Below are 16,621 nucleotides of genomic sequence, written 5' to 3'. Positions count from 1 at the left end.
CGCGCGCAGGGAGGGAACGCACCCCGGTGCCCGACGAAATCGCCCGCTGGCTGACCGAGCACGCCCGCCCCCTGGATACGCTGACCCCAGGTGCGCCCACCGACGACCTGAAGCCGCTGGGGGAGACGCTGCGCGGCGCCCGGATCGTCGGCCTCGGCGAATCCACCCACGGCACAGCCGAGTTCTTCCGGCTCAAGCACCGGATCATGGAGTTCCTGGTCCGCGAGGAAGGGTCCACCACCCTCGCCATGGAGGCCAGCGAGTCCGCCGCCCGCGCCCTGGACGCCTACGTCCGGCACGGCGTCGGAGACCCGGCTCGGCTCGTCGCCCGGCTCGGCTTCTGGACCTGGCGCACGCGGGAGATGGTCGACCTCATCGAGTGGCTCCACGCGCACAACCGGGACCTGGCCGAGGAGCGCCGGGTCCGCTTCGTCGGCATCGACCCGCAATGCGGCGCCGACTCGGTCGAGGCCGTGACGTCCTTCCTGCGCGCGCACGCGCCCGGACGCGAGGAGGACGTCCGCGCCCTGGAGGTCCTGATCCACGCTCGCCCCGGCTCGCGCCCCGACCTCGAACAGGAGCTCCGGCAGCGCGCCGAGGACGTCGCCCGCCACCTCGCCGACCACGCCGACGCCGACGATGAGCTGGTGGAGCACGCGCGGATCCTTGTCCGCGCCGCCGATCTCGTGACCCGCTCGCTCGACCAGTCCGGCGGGGAGGAGAGCGCCTTCGCCGTGCGCGACCGTGCCATGGCCGATGCCGTCGCCCGCCTCGTGGACGCCGATCCGGCGGCCCGGGTCATGGTCTGGGCGCACAACGGTCACCTCGCGAAGGGCACGTACGGGGACCGGGTCACCGCGCTCGGCAGCAGGCTCCGTGAGCGTTACGGTGACCGCTATTACGCCCTGGCCCTGCTCTTCGGCAAGGGCTCCTTCCTCGCCCGCAGGGGCGACAACCTGCAGGCCCCTCCTGTACGGCACCGCATCGGCACTGGAACCCGGTCCATCGAGGCACGGCTCGCCGACGCCCTGAAGGGCGACTACTACATCGACCTGCGCTGCACCGCCCCCTGGCTGCACGCACCGCAGGCACAGCGCAGCTTCGGCGCCAACGTGCCGCGGTTCTCCTACCGCTTCCACACAGCGCCGCTCGTACCGGCGAAGGACTACGACGGCATCGCTTTCGTCGCCCGCTCGACCTGCTCCCACCCGCTGCCGCAGGCTGAGGAATGAAGGCGGACCCTGCTCACGGCCACATCTCCAGCAGGGCGTTCAGCGTCAGTTTCCACATCGGCTCGGCCCCCGTCCCGAAGGCGGCGGCGAGCGCGTACCCTACGGCGGCGTCGTGGGGCTCCGCGTGTTCGCCGCTGTTCGGCTCCTCCCACTCGGCGCTGACCGTCCCGTCCCCGGTCGACGTGAAGACGCCAAGGAGACGGCCGTCGCGCAGCAGACGGCTGGTGCCCAGAGAGTCCGGCACCAGCAGATACCCGTGTCCCCGCGCCGAGGATTCGACCTCCACCCGGTACGAACGCCGGGTCAGGAAGCCCTTCGCAGGGCGCAGGGCCTCGTCCGCGCCGTCCACGCTCAGGGTGAGCTGTGCCTGCTCGCGGGTACCGATCGGCACATGGGTCTCCGGCAGGGTACCGGCGCTCCGCCGAATCTCGGTGCACGGCAGCCCGTCGCCGCTCACCGTCACCGTCCCGCCCTCGTGGTCAAGCGCGATGTGGACCGTCCCGAAGAGCCGATCGGCGGCGGGCTTGTAGGTGAACGCCTCCATCGGCGCGCTCTCCTCTCCTCGTCGCCCTGTTGATCGTCGCCCGCCAGTCTCCGCCAGGGTGGCGAGGACGGTTCCCTTTTTCGGCCACGGAGTCGGACGAGCCGGGGAGAGCGTTGGGCGACCTGATCAAGGGAATGCCCCCGTCATGCACCCAGAGCGGGCACCACGACCGAGCTGGTACACCGCGCTGCTTCTGAGTCCACCCCGCTCTCCCGGTCATCCGGCACATGGTGCCCTGTGCTGCCCCGAGTCGCGTGGAGCGACTGATGTGTCATGACCGGCCATCGCGTGCTTCTCCGCACGACCGCAGGGTGCGAGGATCGGAGGACCCACACCGGACCGGGGGAAGTAGATGGACGTGCTGATCAGGCCCGCACGGGCGACGGAAGCCGGGATACTCACCGAACTGGCGCTGCGGTCCAAGGCGCACTGGGGTTATGACGCCCGGTTTCTGAAAGCGTGTCGCACCGAGCTCACCGTGGCCGCGGACGAGGTCGCACGCCGACGAGCCATGGTGGCTGACCGGGGCGGTCACATCCTGGGCTTCACGACTCTCGAGGGGGAACCGCCCACGGGCGTTCTCGGCATGATGTTCGTCGCTCCGCAGGTCATCGGCCAGGGGGTCGGCCGTCTGCTGTTCGAGCACACCGTCGCCGCCGGACGAGACCTGGGGTTCACCCAGCTCACGATCGACTCGGACCCGCATGCCGAGCCCTTCTACCGCGCGATGGGCGCGGTCCGCACGGGAGGCGTTCCCTCGGGCTCCGTGGCCGGCAGAGTGCTGCCGCGGATGGTCGTCACCATCCGGCGCTGCGACAGCGCCGCTTGACGGCAGCATGGGGGAGTGGGCAGACACGCGGTGCGGGGGGTGCGCGCCGTGTGCCCTCTGGGCGACGCCCTGGCACTGGTGTCCGTGCTGCGCGACGGCGCGAGCGACGCCCCGTACCCCATGCCCGGGACGGCCCTGCGCCGAGGACGGGCGCGGGCTCGCGGTGGACGGGTGACCGGGCGGTCCGGGCGGGCGGTGCTGCCGCGGGCGCCGCGCGTGGGGCTGGGGCTGGTCGCGGCACTCGCCGCGCTGGTCGTCGTGGTGCTCGGGGTTGCGTACGCGGGCGACAGCGAACCCGGCGGGGTCGACGCGTGGGTCTGGGCGGCGGTGCACGGGGTGGGGCCGCCCTGGCGGTACGCCGCGCTGGCCGCGGACTTCCTCGGGGAGCCGGTGGGAGCGGTGACGCTGGTCGGGGCCGCCGTGACGGGCTGCCTGCTGCTTCGGCGTCCGCGCGCGGCGGTGTTCGCCGTCGCCGGGACCGGCACGGCCGTGGGGACGACGACGCTGCTCAAGCCGCTGGTGGGGCGCACCATTCACGAGGGTCACCTGTCCTATCCGAGCGGGCACACCGCGTTCGTCACCGCGCTCGCTCTCGTGGTGGCGCTGCTCGCGGCCGGCCGGCCCGGGCTCGGCAGGGCGGCCGGCACGCTGCTCGTGCTGGCCGCGGCGCTGGTGGCCGGGGCCGCCACGGGCTGGGCGCAGGTCGCCCTGGGCGCGCACTACCCGGGTGACGTCCTCGGCGGCTGGTGCACCGCGCTGGCGGTGGTACCGGCGACCGCGTGGCTGGTCGACCGGGTGGCCGACCGGAGGGCTGACGGGAGATCCGCCCCGGCTGCCCCGGCCGGCGGGGACGGCTGACCGGCTAACCGGCCGGTCGCTCCGGTGGTCGGGGCGGCCGGTGAAGGCTTTGCTGACGCTCCTCACGCCCGGCGCCGGAACACGGGCCGCACCGGCCGGCCGGCCAGCCAGGGAGTGGGGTCGGCGGCGTCCAGGGCCTTCCGGTACACCGCACACGCCTGGGCCACGACGTCGACGGTGTGCTCGATGTCGGCGTCGTCGAGCGCGCTGCTCACGACGAACGACGGGGCCAGCACCCCGCCCGCGAGGAGCCGGCGCAGAAAGAGGGTGCGGTACTCCTGGGAGGGCCGCCCGTGCTCGTCGAGGGTGGCGAAGACGAGGTTGCTGGCCCGGCCCCGGACGAGCAGGTGGTCGCCGACGCCCGTGGCGGCCGCGGCCTCGCGGACGCCGGCGGCCAGCCGCTCGCCGAGGGCGTGCAGCCGCGCGGTGACGCCCTCTTCGACGTAGGTGGTCAGCACGGCCATCGCCGCCGCCAGCGCGTGCGTCTCCGCGCCGTGCGTGGTGGACAGCAGGAACACCCGGTCGCCGGAGTGGCGCAGCCCGCCCCGCTCCATCAGGTCGCGGCGCCCGGCCAGCGCGGAGACGGCGAACCCGTTGCCCAGGGCCTTGCCGAAGGTGGAGAGGTCGGGGACGACGCCGTACAGGCCCTGGGCCCCCGCCTCGGACCAGCGCAGGCCGGTGATCATCTCGTCGAAGACCAGGACGCAGCCGTGCCGGTCGGCCAGCGCGCGCAGGCCGGTGAGGTACCCGGGCGGCGGTTCGGTGTGGGTGGCGGGTTCGAGGATCAGGCAGGCGACCTCGCCCCGGTGGCGGGTGAGCAGCTCCTCGGTGGCGGCCAGGTCCCCGTAGGGGAACGTCACGGTGAGCCCGGTGGTCGCCGCGGGGACTCCGGCGGACATCGGGGTGGTGCCGATGAACCAGTCGTCGGTGGAGAAGAACGGGTGGTCGGCGCAGAGCGCCACCCGCGGCCGACCGGTGGCGGCGCGGGCGAGGCGCACCGCGGCGGTGGTCGCGTCGGAGCCGTTCTTCGCGAACTTCACCATCTCGGCCGTCGGCACCGTGGCCAGGAAGCGTTCCGCCGCGTGCAGTTCCACGACGGACGGCCGGACGAAGTTGCTGCCGCGGCCGAGCTCCCGACGCACCGCCTCGGTCACCCGGGGGTGGGCGTGGCCGAGGCTGACCGACCGCAGCCCGGAGCCGTACTCGACGTAGCGGTTCCCGTCGACGTCCCACACGTGGGCCCCGCGGCCGTGGCTGATGACCGGTGCCAGGTTCTCGGGGTACTGGTCGTCGCCCTTGGCGTAGGTGTGCGCGCCGCCGGGGACCAGGGCGTGGAGCCGCTCGTTCGCGGCCCGCGACCGGGGCAGGAGAAGCCCTTCGGCGACTCCGGCCCCTTCGGCTCCGGTGGGCGCGGCGTCTTCGGCGGCTCCGGCGTCTTCGGCGGCTCCGGCGTCTTCGGTGTTCATGCCGACCCTCAGCTCCCCTCTCGCCGCAGGACGTCGGCGAGGCGCGGCGCCCGCCGGTCCCGCTGGGACGTCGATGTGACCGGCAGCGGCCAGGGAACGGCGAGCTCCGGGTCGTCGAAGGCGATCGTCACGTCCTCGGCCGGATCGTGCGGGCGGTCGATCCGGTACGAGACGTCGGCGGGCTCGGTCAGGGCCTGGAAGCCGTGCGCGCACCCCGCCGGGACGTACAGGGTCACCTGCGTCTCGTCGGACAGCTCGAAGAAGGCCCGGCCGCGGAACGTCGGCGAGTGCCTCCGCAGGTCCACGACGACGTCGAAGATCCTCCCGTACGAGCACCGCACCAGCTTGGCCTCGCCGGCGCCGGAACGCAGGTGCAGGCCGCGCAGCACGCCGCGGGCCGAGCGGGACAGGCTGTCCTGCACGAAGGCGCCCGGGTCCAGGCCCACCGAGCGGAGCACGTCGGCGTCGAAGGTGCGGCAGAAGAAGCCGCGTTCGTCGGCGTACGGCGTGGGTGCGAACAGGTACGCGCCGGCGATCGCCGGGACCTCGGTGGCTTGCATACCCGAAGCGTTCATGGAGTCTCCCGCACGGCGTGGGCTTGGGTGGAGGCGTGGGTGTGGGTGTGGCCGCCGGACGGGAACAGGGACGCCGACAAGGCGGTGAACTGCCGTTCCAGGCCGCGGGCGGCGAGCAGGTTCCGCTCGGTGAGGGTGCGCCGCAGTTGCGCCGATCCGCGCTCCAGCGCCCGGAACTGTTCGAGCAGCCGGTCGGCGTCCACGTCGCGCGCCGGGTGGCAGTACGCCCCCAGACCCATCCGGGCCATGAGCGCGTCGCTCTTGGCCGCGTAGCTGAGCGCGAGCGTCGGCGTGCCGACCTTCAGCGCGCACACCAGGTTGTGGTATCGGGTCGCCACCACGGCCTCGGCGGTCGCCATCTCCGCCATCAGGTCCGTCAGCGAGTCCGCCTCGGCGGCCGTGACCAGCGGGGAGTCCACCGCGGCCAGGATCGCGGCGACCACCGGCGCGTCGGCCTCGTCGCCGGTGAGCAGCCGGACCGGCCTGCCGTCCGCGACCAGCGCGCGGACGAAGCGGGTCGTGCCGTCGAGGTAGCGCCGGTGGATCTCCTCGGCCCGGTCCCGGTCGTCGTCGCCGCCGTGGAAGGCCATGACGCCGAGACAGACGTGGCCCGGCGGGCCCGGGGGCACGCTCGCCGGGGGTGCCGGCAGGGCGAACGCGAGGTCCGGGTAGACCTCGTCGCGCGCGGTGTCCACACCCATCGCCCGCATCGCGTCGCGCGACGGGGCGTCCCGGTACGACCGGTACGTGGCCAGCCGCGCCGACCAGCGCACCAGGGCGCGGGTCGCCCGGTTGCCGATCGGGGCGGCGCCGACGCTGACCAGCGCGACCCGGGTGCCGAACAGCCGGCCGGCCGCGCAGAGCAGGAACAGCGCGTACGGGAAGCCCCACGGCCGCAGCGGCAGCGTGGCCTCCAGCACGCCCATGCCCGGCACGATCACCACGTCGTGCCGGCGCACCCAGGCGGCGGTGCGGACGGCGTCGACGAGTTTGCCCACCCCCTTCGCCGCGATCGCGCCCGCACCAGAGGCGGTCCGGTACTCACCGCGGTACCAGTGCAGCCGCGTCGCGGGGACGCCGTACCGGGCCGCGACGACCTCGGGGCCGCCGCACAGCGCGTCCACGGACGCCTCCGGGTGCCGGCGCCGCAGATGGCCCAGGACGGCTTCGAGCGAGCCGTCGTTGCCGAGGTTGCCGGAGCCGAGCAGGCCAAAGACCCCCACGCGCACCGGGGCCTGGCGCGCGGGCGTCATGCCCGCCGCCCCTCACGGCCGGCGACGAGGGCGTCGACGGAGACGTCGAGCCGGTCCGGGTCGACCGGGGGGCGGTCCTCGACCCGCTCGCCGGCGCCCGGCCGCGCCCGGCTGGCCAGCCACGCGCCCAGGTGGCGGTAGCACGCGCGCCGGTCGGCCGGGGACAGCGGCGCGCGCCGGACCGCCGCGACGAAGCCCCAGACGTACTCGGCCAGCAGCCGGGGCGTCGGGTGCAGCGGACCCGCCCGGCGCGGGTCCAGGTTGACGCACCGCGAGCGCTTGCCCGGGTTCGCCCGCTCGGCGCGGGCGGGGTGGTCGCGGCGGAAGTACAGCAGCTCCGGCACCTGGTGGAAGGGCCCGTGCAGGGTGATCTCGGCGACGAACGTGCGGTCCGCGTGGTGGTAGCTGTCGTGCGGCTTGACCCGGCGCAGCACGTCGGCCCGCATCACCCCGTAGAAGTCGTCGCCGCCGGGCTCGAACAGCAGGCTGCGGAAGCGCTCCGGCGCGTGCGGCGAGTCGGTGGCGAGCCCGTACGCGTAGGGGACCTTCACCCGGCCGTCGCCGTCGACGACGGCCTGGCCGCTGTGCGCGAGGATCACCTCCGGCCGTTCGTCCAGCGCCTGGACGCAGCGCTCCAGCAGGTCCCGGGCGTACAGGTCGTCGTGCGAGGCCCACTTGAACAGCTCGCCGCGGCACTGGGTGAACACGTGGTTGTGGTTCGGCGCGGCGCCGATGTTCCGGGGCAGCCGGAGGTACCGGACGCGCGAGTCCCGCGCGGCGTACCGGCGGCAGATGTCCCGGGTCCCGTCGGTCGAGGCGTTGTCGGAGACGACCAGCTCGAAGTCCTCGTAGGTCTGGCCGAGCAGGGCGTCGAGCGCCTCGGCGAGATACTCCTCGCCGTTGTACACGGGCAGGCCGATGCTCAGCCGGGGGTGGGTGGTCATGACGTCCTCACTTCGCGGATGGAACTTCCCGGACGGACCGGACGGACCGGACGGAGGGGTGGTGGCGCTCGCGCAGGGCGGACCGCAGGTGCAGCCACCACACGGCCGAGCCGCCGACGGTCGCGGCGGCGACGCCCCAGGCGGAGCCGACCGTGCCGGCCACGGCCGCCCCGCCGAGCCCGGCGCCGACGTAGCAGGCGGAGGCGAACACCTGGCAGCGCAGGCTGCGCCGGGCCGCGCCGAGCGCGCGCAGCCCGGCCGCCGCGCCGGTGCCGAGGCCGGCGCCCGCGACGCCGAGCGTGGCCGGCACGATCAGCTCCGAGGCGGCGTGCCAGACGGTGCCGAGCACGAGCTCGCCGAGCCCGTCGGGCACCAGCAGCAGCGCCGCGCCCCACAGCAGCGCGGCGGCGGCCTGCGCACCGCCCAGCAGCAGGCAGAACGTGCCCAGCCGGTGCGGGGCCCGCCGCAGCACCCGGGCGGCCTCCGCGACGGTGACCAGCGACAGCCCCATCAGCACGGCCAGGAACGGGCCGAGCAGCAGCTCGGCGCCGCGGATCACACCGACCGCGCCGACCCCGACGATCGCGCCGAGCCCGTACGCCCGCAACTGGCTCGCGCCGCTGACGCACGTGTTCTCCAGCAGGTACCGGTAGCCGAGGTCGCGGTGCTCGCGCACCCAGGCGCGCGCTCCCGCGACGCGGGGCCGGATACCGGACTGGAAGCAGCCGTACACCGCGGCCACCGCGGCGGACCCGCCCCAGGCGAGCACGAAAGCGGACACGCTGCCCACGTGGGCCGCCACCACCATGGCCGGGACGAGGGCGACGCCCCACACGAGGTCGTTGACGAACGCCTTGCGCCCCGTGCCGGCGGCGAAGAACGCGTACCGCCAGGCGTCCTGGAGCAGCAGCGCCGGCAGCATGGCGCCGAGGCAGGCGAACGCGGGCCCCACGTGACCGCCGAGAAACGCCCCGACCCCCAGGCACGCCGCGCCGACGGCGGTGCCCACACCGAGCGCGGTGCCCGACGACCGGGCCACCGCCCCGCGCCAGGACGCGTCCGGCACGCCGCTGAAGCGCACCACGAGCGGGTCGGTGGCCAGTCCGCGGGAGACGCTGAGCACCACGCCGTAGGTCACCCAGGCCAGGCTGAACACGCCGAACGCGGCCAGCCCGAGCGAGCGGGCCACGAAGATCCCCACCGCGAAGTTGGTCATGCTGGAGGCCGCCTGGTCGGCCAGTCCCCACGACAGCCGGCCCACCACGGCCCGCTTGGCGGCCTTCCGGGCGTGCCCGGCCGGGGCCCGCGGCCCCGCCCCGCTCCTCCCCTCGGTGGCCATCGGCGTCACGCCCCGATCAGCCCGGCGCCGTGCAGGGCGTCGGCCGCGGCGGCGACGGCGTCGAAGGGCAGCCCGGACCGTTCGGCGACGTCCAGCAGGTCGTGCTCGCCGTCGGAGAGGCTGAGCACCCAGAGCAGGGCCAGTTGCGCCTGCCGCGCGTCGCTGCGGCCGCCCAGCGAGTCGTACAGCCCGCGCCGGCCGAGCTGCGGCTCGCCGTAGGGGCTGAGGTTGACGTACCGCCGGTTGCGGTCCAGCACGGAGAACGCCTCGCGGCAGAGGGCGAGCGTGTCCGCCATCGCCTCCGGGGTGACGAGGTCCAGGTTGTCCGCCGAGGTGTGGTACTCGGGGTAGCCGGCGTACGGGGTCCGGCTGAGCGAGCCGACGCCGAGGTCGAACCCGGGGGAGCAGAACTGCCGTTCGTCGTAGCCGTACGGGGTGAACCCGGTGACGCCGTGCGGGCGGCCGGAGGCGGCGAGCGCGTGCCGCATCACCCGGTCGATCTCCGCGTCACCGCGCCTGCTCTCCTTGTACGTCAGCCGGCCCCGGTCGCCGGCGCAGGCCAGCACCAGTCCGTGCCTGACCCTCCCCACGGCCCCCGGCTCCCGCGCCGGGCCGCGGCCGGGCGGCCCTTCCGGGCCGGGGGTCACCCGCTCGGTGTTGCGGGCCAGCCAGGTGATCGCCCCGATCGTGCCGGGCGCGAACAGGAACCGGTAGGTGTACCAGGGAGTGCGCTGCGCCAGCTCCCGGGCCAGGAACGTCGCCACCGCGATGCCGGCCAGGTTGTCGTTGGCCAGCGACGGGTGGCAGACGTGGGCCGAGACGAGCACCTCGTCGGCGACCTGCCCGGGCACCACGTGCTCGGCGTAGGTGAGGTGGCCGTCGGCGAGCGTGGAGTCCACGCGCACCTCGTACTCGCCGTCCGGCAGCGCGTCCAGGGTCTCCTGGGCCAGACAGAACCCCCACCGGGGCTCGTAGTAGCTGGTGCGGTACGGCACCCAGGACGGGTGGTCCGGCAGGGTGTACAGGTGCTCGCGCAGCTCGGCCAGCGGCATGGTCGCCGACACCGGCACGCTGTAGCCCAGCACGTGCAGACTGGACGCGGCGAAGTCGACGACCCGGTTGCCGGCGGCGTCGGCGACGTAGGCGTCCCGGATGTTCCACTCCTGCGGCACCGTCCAGTCCAGCACCCGCGTCCCGGTCGGCACCTCGTGGACCCGCAGCGGGAGGTACTCGCCGACGATGTCCAAGGTGGCGCGCACGCCGTCCCCGGTGATGCTCCGGCACAGCGGGAACAACCGCTCCACCAGCGCGTACATCTCCTCGCCCGCCGCGGTCACCGGCGCCGCCGCAGGGTGTCGTCGACGTGGCCCGCCCCGGACGCCGCGCGCAGCACGGCCAGCCGGGTGAAGCGCCGCTCGAAGTCCTCCCGGGTCAGCGCGTGTTCGCGGTAGGCGTCGGCGAGTTCGAGGGCGCCGTCCTTGACGGTCCACCCGCACGCGAAGCCGGGCACCGCGGCGCGGAACCGGGAGAAGTCCACCCGGTAGGAGCGCGGATCGGCCCCGGTCTCCCCGGTGATCACCACCCGCGAGCCGGGCACCGCCTCGGCGACCTGCCCGGCGATCTCGGCGACGGTGACGTTGTTGACCTCGCTGCCGATGTTGAACGCCCGGTCGTGCACCGCTTCCCGCGGCGCGACAAGCGCCGCCGCGAAGGCCCGGGCGATGTCGGCGGCGTGCACCAGCGGGCGCCAGGGCGTGCCGTCGGAGAGCACCAGCACCTCGCCCGACAGCAGGGCGTGGCCCACCAGGTTGTTCAGCACGATGTCGGCGCGCAGCCTGGGGGAGTGGCCGAAGGCGGTGGCGTTGCGCAGGTACACCGGGCTGAAGTCGCCGTCGCTCAGCGCGTGCAGGTCGTCCTCCACGCGCACCTTGGACTCCGCGTACGGCGTCACCGGGCGCAGCGGGGCGTCCTCGGTCACCAGGTCGGCTCCGCCGGTGGCTCCGTAGACGGAGCAGGTCGACGCGTACAGGAAGCGCCGCACCCCGGCGTCGCGGGCCAGCCGGGCCAGCCGCACCGACGCGTGGTGGTTGATGGCGTAGGTCAGCTCCGGCGCCAGCGCGCCCAGCGGGTCGTTGGACAGGGCGGCCAGGTGGATCACGGCGTCCACCCCGGCCAGGTGTTCGGCCGTGACGTCGCGCAGGTCCACCCGCCACCCCGGCGGGTCCGCGGGCGGCGGGCCCAGCACGCAGTCGGCGAACAGGCCGGCGTCCAGCCCGACGACCTCGTGCCCGGCGGCCGCCAGCACGGGGGCCAGCACGGTGCCCAGGTAGCCCTGGTGTCCGGTCAGCAGTACGCGCACGGGTCATTCCCCCAGGTCGAGAGTGAGTTTGGTGACGGCGAACGCCTCGGCGTAGCGCGCGTGGCTTTCGATGCCGCGGATTCGGGCCAGCCCGAGGAAGGCCTCCCGGTCGTACCAGGGGCGGTGCCGCTGCGAGGGGTAGTGCTCCTGCAGCAGCCGCACCTTCCGCTCGGCGGTCTCCGGCGACAGCGGCTGGTACGCCGCCGGGCGGCCGAGGTCGCCGTCCCACTTGACGATCTCGTAGCCGAGCACGAGGTGGTCGCGGAACGCGGTGGGCACCAGTTCCGCGAGGCCGCGGTGGTCCTGGTGCGCGTCGTCGGTGCGCGGGGCGAGGACGACGTCCGGCTCGGTGCGCGCGCGCAGCTCCTCGACCGCGGCCTTGGCCTCGCCCCAGTGCGCCGGCAGCCGGCCGTCCGGCAGCCTGAGCACGGTCAGCCGCAGCTCGGCGCCCGGGCAGAAGGCGGCGAGCGCGGCCCGCTCCTCCCGCTCCCGCTCGCCGCCACCGCCGGAGAGCACCAGCGCGTCGACGCGGACGCCCGGCCGCGCGCGGCACAGCGTCAGCAGGGTGCCGCCGGCGCCGATGGCGATGTCGTCGCAGTGCGCGCCCACCGCGACGACACGGTTCAGGCGCCCGGTTCCGAGCCGGATCACGCCCCGACTCCCAAGCCGCCCCCGCCACCGGTCGCGCCCGCTCCCGCGCCGTCCCGTTCCCACAGCGCCCACGGGCGGTCGCCGCGGGCGTAGGCGTCGTCGAGCGCGGCCCGCTCCTTCACGGTGTCCGTCGGCTTCCAGAATCCGCGGTGCTGGTGCGCCACCAGCCGGCCGCGCTTGGCCAGGGCGGCGCAGCCGTCGGTGACCAGGTCGCCGTTCTCCGGGATGTGGTCGAAGATCTCCTGGCGGAGCACGAAGTAGCCGCCGTTCTCCCACAGCGGCAGCTCGCTCACCGCGGTGATGCCCCCCACCAGGCCGTCGTCACCCAGGTCCACGCAGTGGAACGAGGACTGCGGGGGCACCACCAGCATCGACGCACCGGCGTCGCGCCGGGCGAACCGGTCGATCATCTGCGGCAGCGGGGCGTCGGTGAGCACGTCGGCGTAGTTGGCGAGGAACATCTCGTCGCCGTCCAGGTGGTGCCGCACCCGGCGCAGCCGCTCCCCGATCGGGGACTCGATGCCGGTCTGCACGAACGTGATCGTCCAGGAGGCGATGTCGGTGGACAGCGGCTCCGCCCGCCCGCCGCGCAGCACGAAGTCGTTGGACGTCGTCTCCTCGTAGTCGAGGAAGAAGTTCTTGATGTGGTGGGCCCCGTACCCCAGGCACAGGATGAACTCCGTGTGCCCGAAGTGCGCGTAGTAGCGCATGACGTGCCACAGCAGCGGCCGCGGGCCGACCATCGCCATCGGCTTGGGCACGTCGTCGGACGCCCCGTTGCGCATGCGCATCCCGTAGCCGCCGCAGAACAGTACGACCTTCATGGCTTGACCTCGACAATGCTCAGTTCCGGTATGGGAAAGACCAGCCGCCCGCCCCAGGCGTGCACGAAGGAGAGCTGCTCGACCAGCTCGGCCCGCAGGTTCCACGGCAGGACGAGGACGTAGTCCGGCCTGTCGGCGGCGATCCGCTCGGGCGGCAGGATCGGCACCCGGGTGCCGGGGGTGAACCTGCCGTGCTTGTAGGGGTTGCGGTCGACCGTGTACGGGAGCAGGTCGGGCCGGATGCCGCAGTGGTTGAGCAGGGTGTTGCCCTTGCCCGGGGCGCCGTAGCCGACGACCGTCTCGCCGCGCTCGGCCGCGTCGACGAGGAACCGCAGCAGGTCCCGGCGCACCTTGGCCACCCGGGCGGAGAACTCGGTGTACCCGGTCAGCTCCCGCAGCCCGGCCGCCTTCTCCCGGTCCAGCACGTCGGCCACCCGCCGCGTGGGCTCGCCGGCCACCCCGGCGGGCCGGGCCCACAGCCGGATGGAACCGCCGTGCGTGGGCAGCAGTTCGACGTCCACGAGCGCGAGGCCGCCGCTCGCCAGCGCCCGGCTCGCGGACGCGACCGTGTAGTACTGGAAGTGCTCGTGGTAGATCGTGTCGTACTGGTTCTCCTCGATCAGCGTCAGCAGGTGCTGCACCTCGATCGACACCCAGCCGTCGTCGGCGACCAGGGCGCGCAGCCCCCGGGTGAAGCCGACCACGTCGGGGATGTGCGCGTACACGTTGTTGGCCACCACCAGGTCCGCCGGGCCGTGCTCGGCGCGGACGGCCGCGCCGGTGGCCGGGTCCAGGAACCGGGTGAGCGTGGGCACGCCCGCCTCCCGCGCCGCGGCGCCGACGTTCACCGAGGGCTCGATGCCCAGGCACCGGATGCCGCGGTCCACCAGGTGTCTCAGCAGGTACCCGTCGTTGCTCGCGACCTCGACCACGAAGGCCTCCTTCTCCTCGGGCCCCAGGCCCAGCCGCCGTACGGTGTCGGCGACGAACGTGCGGGCGTGCTCCACCCAGGAGGTCGAGTAGGAGGAGAAGTACGCGTACTGCGTGAACGTCTCCTCCGGTGTGATCAGCGGAGGGAGCTGCGCGAGCCAGCAGTCGGTGCAGACCCGCAGGTGCAGCGGGTACGCCGGCTCCGGCCGGTCCAGTTCGTCCGCGGCGAGAAAGCTCTCACACGGCGGGGTCGCCCCCAGGTCGACGACGCTCGCCAGCGCCGCCGAGCCGCAGAGCCGGCATCGTGTCATCTGAAGCCCCCATTCCGCTCGGGCGGGTGTCCCCGCCGCGAGCCAGTGCTCTCGTCCCCTTCCGGCGGCGGGCCGTCCCCGCCGCCGGACCGACCCGCGATCGCGGTGCGGTACCCGTCCACCAGGCGCTCCAGCGCGACGGCCGGGCCGAAGTCCCGCTCGTAGCGGTGCCGGGCCGCCTGGCCCATCTCCCGGTTGCGGGCCGGCCCGGCCGTGATCCGGCGCAGGCACCGCGCGAGCGAGGCGGACTCGCCCGGCCGGTGCAGCAGCCCGGTCACCCCGTCCTCGACGAGTTCGACGAAGGCGCCGTGACCCGCGGCGACGACCGGAACCCCGGCCGCCATCGCCTCCACGACCACCAGGCCGAACGCCTCCCACCACGTGGAGGGGGCCACCACGGCGACCGACCGCGCGATGGCCCGCCGGCTCTCCGCCGCGTCGTACAGGCCGGCGTACCGCACGTCGTCCCGGCCCGCGGCCCAGGCGGCCACCTCCCGCTGGAGCGGCCCCGCGCCGGCGACCACGAGCGGCACGCCGACACCGCCGCCGGCGGCGATCTCGTCCCACGCGGCCATGAGGAGCCGCACGCCCTTGGCCTCCGCGAGCCGGCCGAGGTAGAGCAGGTGCTCGCCGCCGCCCGTGCGGCGGACGTCCGGGTCGGGCACGACGTTGTGCTTGACCACCAGCCGCTCGGCCGGCATGCCGGCCCGCACCAGGACGTCGCGCTGGGCCGCGGAGATGCAGAAGAACCGCTCCACGCCGGACCACCACCGCCGCCGGTTGACCGACAGGCTGACCGCCAGCGGCACCGTCGCCAGCCGGGAGCCGCGGTAGCAGCCGTGCCGGACGGCGGGCAGCGGCGCGGACCCGACGCACTCCGTGCACGGCCGGCCGTCCCGCCACAGCGTGCCGGGCGGGCAGACCTGGGCGTAGTTGTGCAGCGTGGCGACGGCGGGCACGCCGGCGTCGGCACAGGCGGCCAGCACCGACGGTGACAGGAGCGGGAAGACGTTGTGGACGTGCACCACGTCCGGCCGCCGTGCGCGCAGCCGGGCGGCCAGTTCCGCGCGGACCGCCGGGTTCCACGGCACCAGCAGCGGCACCGCGGCCTTGCCCGGCAGGGAGCGGGCGGCGATGTCGTCGCTGCGCCGCTCGAACAGGTCGACCCGGTGGCCGGCCTCGCGCAGCAGTGCCGTCTCCCGGTCGACGACCCTGTTCTCCCCGCTCGGCTGCGCCGAGGCGTAGCGGTTGTGCACCACGAGGACGTGCACGTTCAGACCACCTCCGGTCTGCGGGTCCGTCGCGGGACGGACGGTCGGGGAACATCGGACGCCGCGGGCGGAGCGGCCGGGGCCGGGGCGGCCAGCAGCGAGGCGGCCACGGCCAGATGCAGCAGGTACGGCGACGCGTCGCCCAGCCCGGCCTCGGTGTACGACGCGATCGCGCAGTAGGTGATCAGGAAGAGCGCGCAGGCCCTCGACAGCGAGGGGGGCCGCAGCAGCGCGACGCCGCCGAGCACGACGACGACCGCCGCCACCAGGACGACGCCGGTGACACCCTGCTCGTGGTAGACGGCCAGCCAGCTGTTGTCGATCGGCAGTCCGCCGAACGACTTGTCGCCCAGCCCCGCGCCGAACAGGTACTCGGTGGTCGTCCGGGGCGCTGCCAGCAGGGCGTCCCAGACCTTGGCCCGGCCGGTGAGGCTGGTGAAGTTCTCCTGGCTCTGCCCGCGCAGGAACCACGCCTGGAGCGCGGAGCCGAACCCCACCGCGGCCACGGCGGCGCACAGCACCGCCCACGCGAAGAACCGGCGGGCGGCGGCGCTGGTCAGGACGAGCGAGCCGATCGCCAACGCCAGCCCGAGGAGCAGGCCGAGGGTGGCCGTTCGGGTGTGGGTCATCGCGAGCAGGACCGCGGCCGGCACGATGACCACCGCCGCGCTGCCCCGGTCGGTCCGGCGGCCGAGCGCGAGCAGCACGGCGAGCCCGATGACCACCGCCGCGTACTGTCCGATCTGCGGGGGTGTCAGCGGCCACAACGCACCGACCAGCCGCCCGCCGTACAGCTCGGGCATGGCGGCGCCCGGTGAGAGGAGCGCGCCGGCGGCCACCGACCCGAGGACCGCGCAGTACATCCGTACGTGGTGCCGGACGAAGGCCAGGCCGCCGTCCCACCAGCGGCTGAGGAGCCACAGCGTGCCGACGAAGAGAGCCAGCCTGGCGCAGCGGAACAGCGCGCCGAACCCGGACTCCAGGCCCGCGCTGGAGAGCACGCTCGGCACCAGCAGCAGGGTGAGCAGGAACAGGTAGGCGCTGGCCCGTACGCGCACGCGGGGGTTGACGGCCAGGGCCAGCGCGAACGCCACGCCCAGCGCGCCCATTGTGACCATCTGGATGACGGAGCGGGGCAGCGGGACGATGGTCTCGGCACCGGCGGAGCCGAGCGTGTTGAGGACCAGCAGCCCCCAGGCCGCCGCCACGATCCGCGACGTGTGGCGCGCGCCCAT

The 16,621-nt window shown here is 74.4% G+C and carries 16 protein-coding genes; 3 read left to right on the top strand and 13 right to left on the bottom strand.

The window, feature by feature from the left end:
* Positions 1 to 26: 26 nt before the first annotated feature.
* On the top strand, positions 27 to 1,232 hold the full coding sequence (locus tag OSB71_RS18975; protein WP_265949569.1) for an erythromycin esterase family protein: 1,206 nt from the start codon (positions 27 to 29) through the stop codon (positions 1,230 to 1,232).
* 13 nt (positions 1,233 to 1,245) lie between these two features.
* Here OSB71_RS18975 and OSB71_RS18970 read toward each other — a convergent pair whose 3' ends face one another.
* Complete coding sequence (locus tag OSB71_RS18970; protein WP_265949567.1) at positions 1,246 to 1,776, bottom strand: hypothetical protein; 531 nt, start codon at positions 1,774 to 1,776, stop codon at positions 1,246 to 1,248.
* A gap of 352 nt (positions 1,777 to 2,128) precedes the next feature.
* Here OSB71_RS18970 and OSB71_RS18965 point away from each other — a divergent pair, with 352 nt between their 5' ends.
* Positions 2,129 to 2,605, top strand: a complete 477-nt coding sequence (locus tag OSB71_RS18965; RefSeq protein WP_265949566.1) for a GNAT family N-acetyltransferase — start codon at positions 2,129 to 2,131, stop codon at positions 2,603 to 2,605.
* Positions 2,606 to 2,776: 171 nt separating this feature from the next.
* Positions 2,777 to 3,463, top strand: coding sequence for a phosphatase PAP2 family protein (locus tag OSB71_RS18960; protein ID WP_265949598.1), 687 nt, complete (start codon positions 2,777 to 2,779; stop codon positions 3,461 to 3,463).
* Positions 3,464 to 3,525: 62 nt separating this feature from the next.
* On the opposite strand, the gene OSB71_RS18955 is transcribed toward OSB71_RS18960, so the two are convergent.
* Genes OSB71_RS18955 through OSB71_RS18900 form a run of 12 tightly spaced genes read right to left on the bottom strand, consistent with a single transcriptional unit; the run spans position 3,526 to position 16,621 of the window.
* Complete coding sequence (locus OSB71_RS18955) at positions 3,526 to 4,929, bottom strand: glutamate-1-semialdehyde 2,1-aminomutase (RefSeq protein WP_265949564.1); 1,404 nt, start codon at positions 4,927 to 4,929, stop codon at positions 3,526 to 3,528.
* A gap of 8 nt (positions 4,930 to 4,937) precedes the next feature.
* A complete protein-coding gene (locus OSB71_RS18950; RefSeq protein WP_265949562.1) occupies positions 4,938 to 5,489 on the bottom strand; it encodes a dTDP-4-dehydrorhamnose 3,5-epimerase family protein in 552 nt (183 codons plus the stop codon).
* 11 nt (positions 5,490 to 5,500) lie between these two features.
* Positions 5,501 to 6,757, bottom strand: a complete 1,257-nt coding sequence (locus OSB71_RS18945) for a polysaccharide pyruvyl transferase family protein (protein ID WP_265949560.1) — start codon at positions 6,755 to 6,757, stop codon at positions 5,501 to 5,503.
* The gene (locus OSB71_RS18940) at positions 6,754 to 7,701 is read right to left on the bottom strand and encodes a glycosyltransferase family 2 protein (protein WP_265949558.1); all 948 of its coding nucleotides are present in this window, start codon (positions 7,699 to 7,701) and stop codon (positions 6,754 to 6,756) included. Before OSB71_RS18940 ends, OSB71_RS18945 begins: the two co-directional genes overlap by 4 nt.
* A 7-nt stretch (positions 7,702 to 7,708) precedes the next feature.
* Complete coding sequence (locus tag OSB71_RS18935) at positions 7,709 to 9,040, bottom strand: MATE family efflux transporter (protein WP_265949596.1); 1,332 nt, start codon at positions 9,038 to 9,040, stop codon at positions 7,709 to 7,711.
* Positions 9,041 to 9,045: 5 nt separating this feature from the next.
* Positions 9,046 to 10,356 (bottom strand): DUF4910 domain-containing protein, encoded by a 1,311-nt coding sequence (locus OSB71_RS18930; RefSeq protein ID WP_265949594.1) that lies wholly within the window; start codon positions 10,354 to 10,356, stop codon positions 9,046 to 9,048.
* Positions 10,357 to 10,373: 17 nt separating this feature from the next.
* The gene (locus tag OSB71_RS18925) at positions 10,374 to 11,399 is read right to left on the bottom strand and encodes an NAD-dependent epimerase/dehydratase family protein (protein ID WP_265949557.1); all 1,026 of its coding nucleotides are present in this window, start codon (positions 11,397 to 11,399) and stop codon (positions 10,374 to 10,376) included.
* 3 nt (positions 11,400 to 11,402) lie between these two features.
* Entirely contained in the window at positions 11,403 to 12,050 is a 648-nt protein-coding gene (locus tag OSB71_RS18920; protein ID WP_265949555.1) for a PIG-L deacetylase family protein, read from the bottom strand.
* Positions 12,047 to 12,874: a glycosyltransferase family protein gene (locus OSB71_RS18915; protein WP_265949553.1), complete on the bottom strand. Its 828-nt coding sequence runs from the start codon at positions 12,872 to 12,874 to the stop codon at positions 12,047 to 12,049. The genes OSB71_RS18920 and OSB71_RS18915 overlap by 4 nt, the downstream gene beginning before the upstream one ends.
* Complete coding sequence (locus OSB71_RS18910; protein WP_265949551.1) at positions 12,871 to 14,115, bottom strand: class I SAM-dependent methyltransferase; 1,245 nt, start codon at positions 14,113 to 14,115, stop codon at positions 12,871 to 12,873. Before OSB71_RS18910 ends, OSB71_RS18915 begins: the two co-directional genes overlap by 4 nt.
* Entirely contained in the window at positions 14,112 to 15,386 is a 1,275-nt protein-coding gene (locus OSB71_RS18905) for a glycosyltransferase family 4 protein (protein ID WP_265949549.1), read from the bottom strand. The genes OSB71_RS18910 and OSB71_RS18905 overlap by 4 nt, the downstream gene beginning before the upstream one ends.
* A 2-nt stretch (positions 15,387 to 15,388) precedes the next feature.
* Complete coding sequence (locus tag OSB71_RS18900) at positions 15,389 to 16,621, bottom strand: O-antigen ligase domain-containing protein (protein WP_265949547.1); 1,233 nt, start codon at positions 16,619 to 16,621, stop codon at positions 15,389 to 15,391.

Source organism: Streptomyces marinisediminis (assembly GCF_026262575.1).
In the GTDB taxonomy this organism is placed as follows: Bacteria; Actinomycetota; Actinomycetes; order Streptomycetales; family Streptomycetaceae; genus Streptomyces; species Streptomyces marinisediminis.
This window is presented reverse-complemented; position numbering and strand designations above follow the sequence as displayed.

Bases quoted from the DNA above. Each gene is read 5' to 3' on its own strand.
- OSB71_RS18970 (WP_265949567.1), bottom strand. From the start codon at position 1,776: ATGGAGGCGTTCACCTACAAGCCCGCCGCCGATCGGCTCTTCGGGACG.
- OSB71_RS18965 (WP_265949566.1), top strand. From the start codon at position 2,129: ATGGACGTGCTGATCAGGCCCGCACGGGCGACGGAAGCCGGGATACTC.
- OSB71_RS18955 (WP_265949564.1), bottom strand. From the start codon at position 4,929: ATGAACACCGAAGACGCCGGAGCCGCCGAAGACGCCGGAGCCGCCGAA.
- OSB71_RS18950 (WP_265949562.1), bottom strand. From the start codon at position 5,489: ATGCAAGCCACCGAGGTCCCGGCGATCGCCGGCGCGTACCTGTTCGCA.
- OSB71_RS18945 (WP_265949560.1), bottom strand. From the start codon at position 6,757: ATGACGCCCGCGCGCCAGGCCCCGGTGCGCGTGGGGGTCTTTGGCCTG.
- OSB71_RS18940 (WP_265949558.1), bottom strand. From the start codon at position 7,701: ATGACCACCCACCCCCGGCTGAGCATCGGCCTGCCCGTGTACAACGGC.
- OSB71_RS18935 (WP_265949596.1), bottom strand. From the start codon at position 9,040: ATGGCCACCGAGGGGAGGAGCGGGGCGGGGCCGCGGGCCCCGGCCGGG.
- OSB71_RS18930 (WP_265949594.1), bottom strand. From the start codon at position 10,356: ATGTACGCGCTGGTGGAGCGGTTGTTCCCGCTGTGCCGGAGCATCACC.
- OSB71_RS18915 (WP_265949553.1), bottom strand. From the start codon at position 12,874: ATGAAGGTCGTACTGTTCTGCGGCGGCTACGGGATGCGCATGCGCAAC.
- OSB71_RS18910 (WP_265949551.1), bottom strand. From the start codon at position 14,115: ATGACACGATGCCGGCTCTGCGGCTCGGCGGCGCTGGCGAGCGTCGTC.
- OSB71_RS18900 (WP_265949547.1), bottom strand. From the start codon at position 16,621: ATGGGCGCGCGCCACACGTCGCGGATCGTGGCGGCGGCCTGGGGGCTG.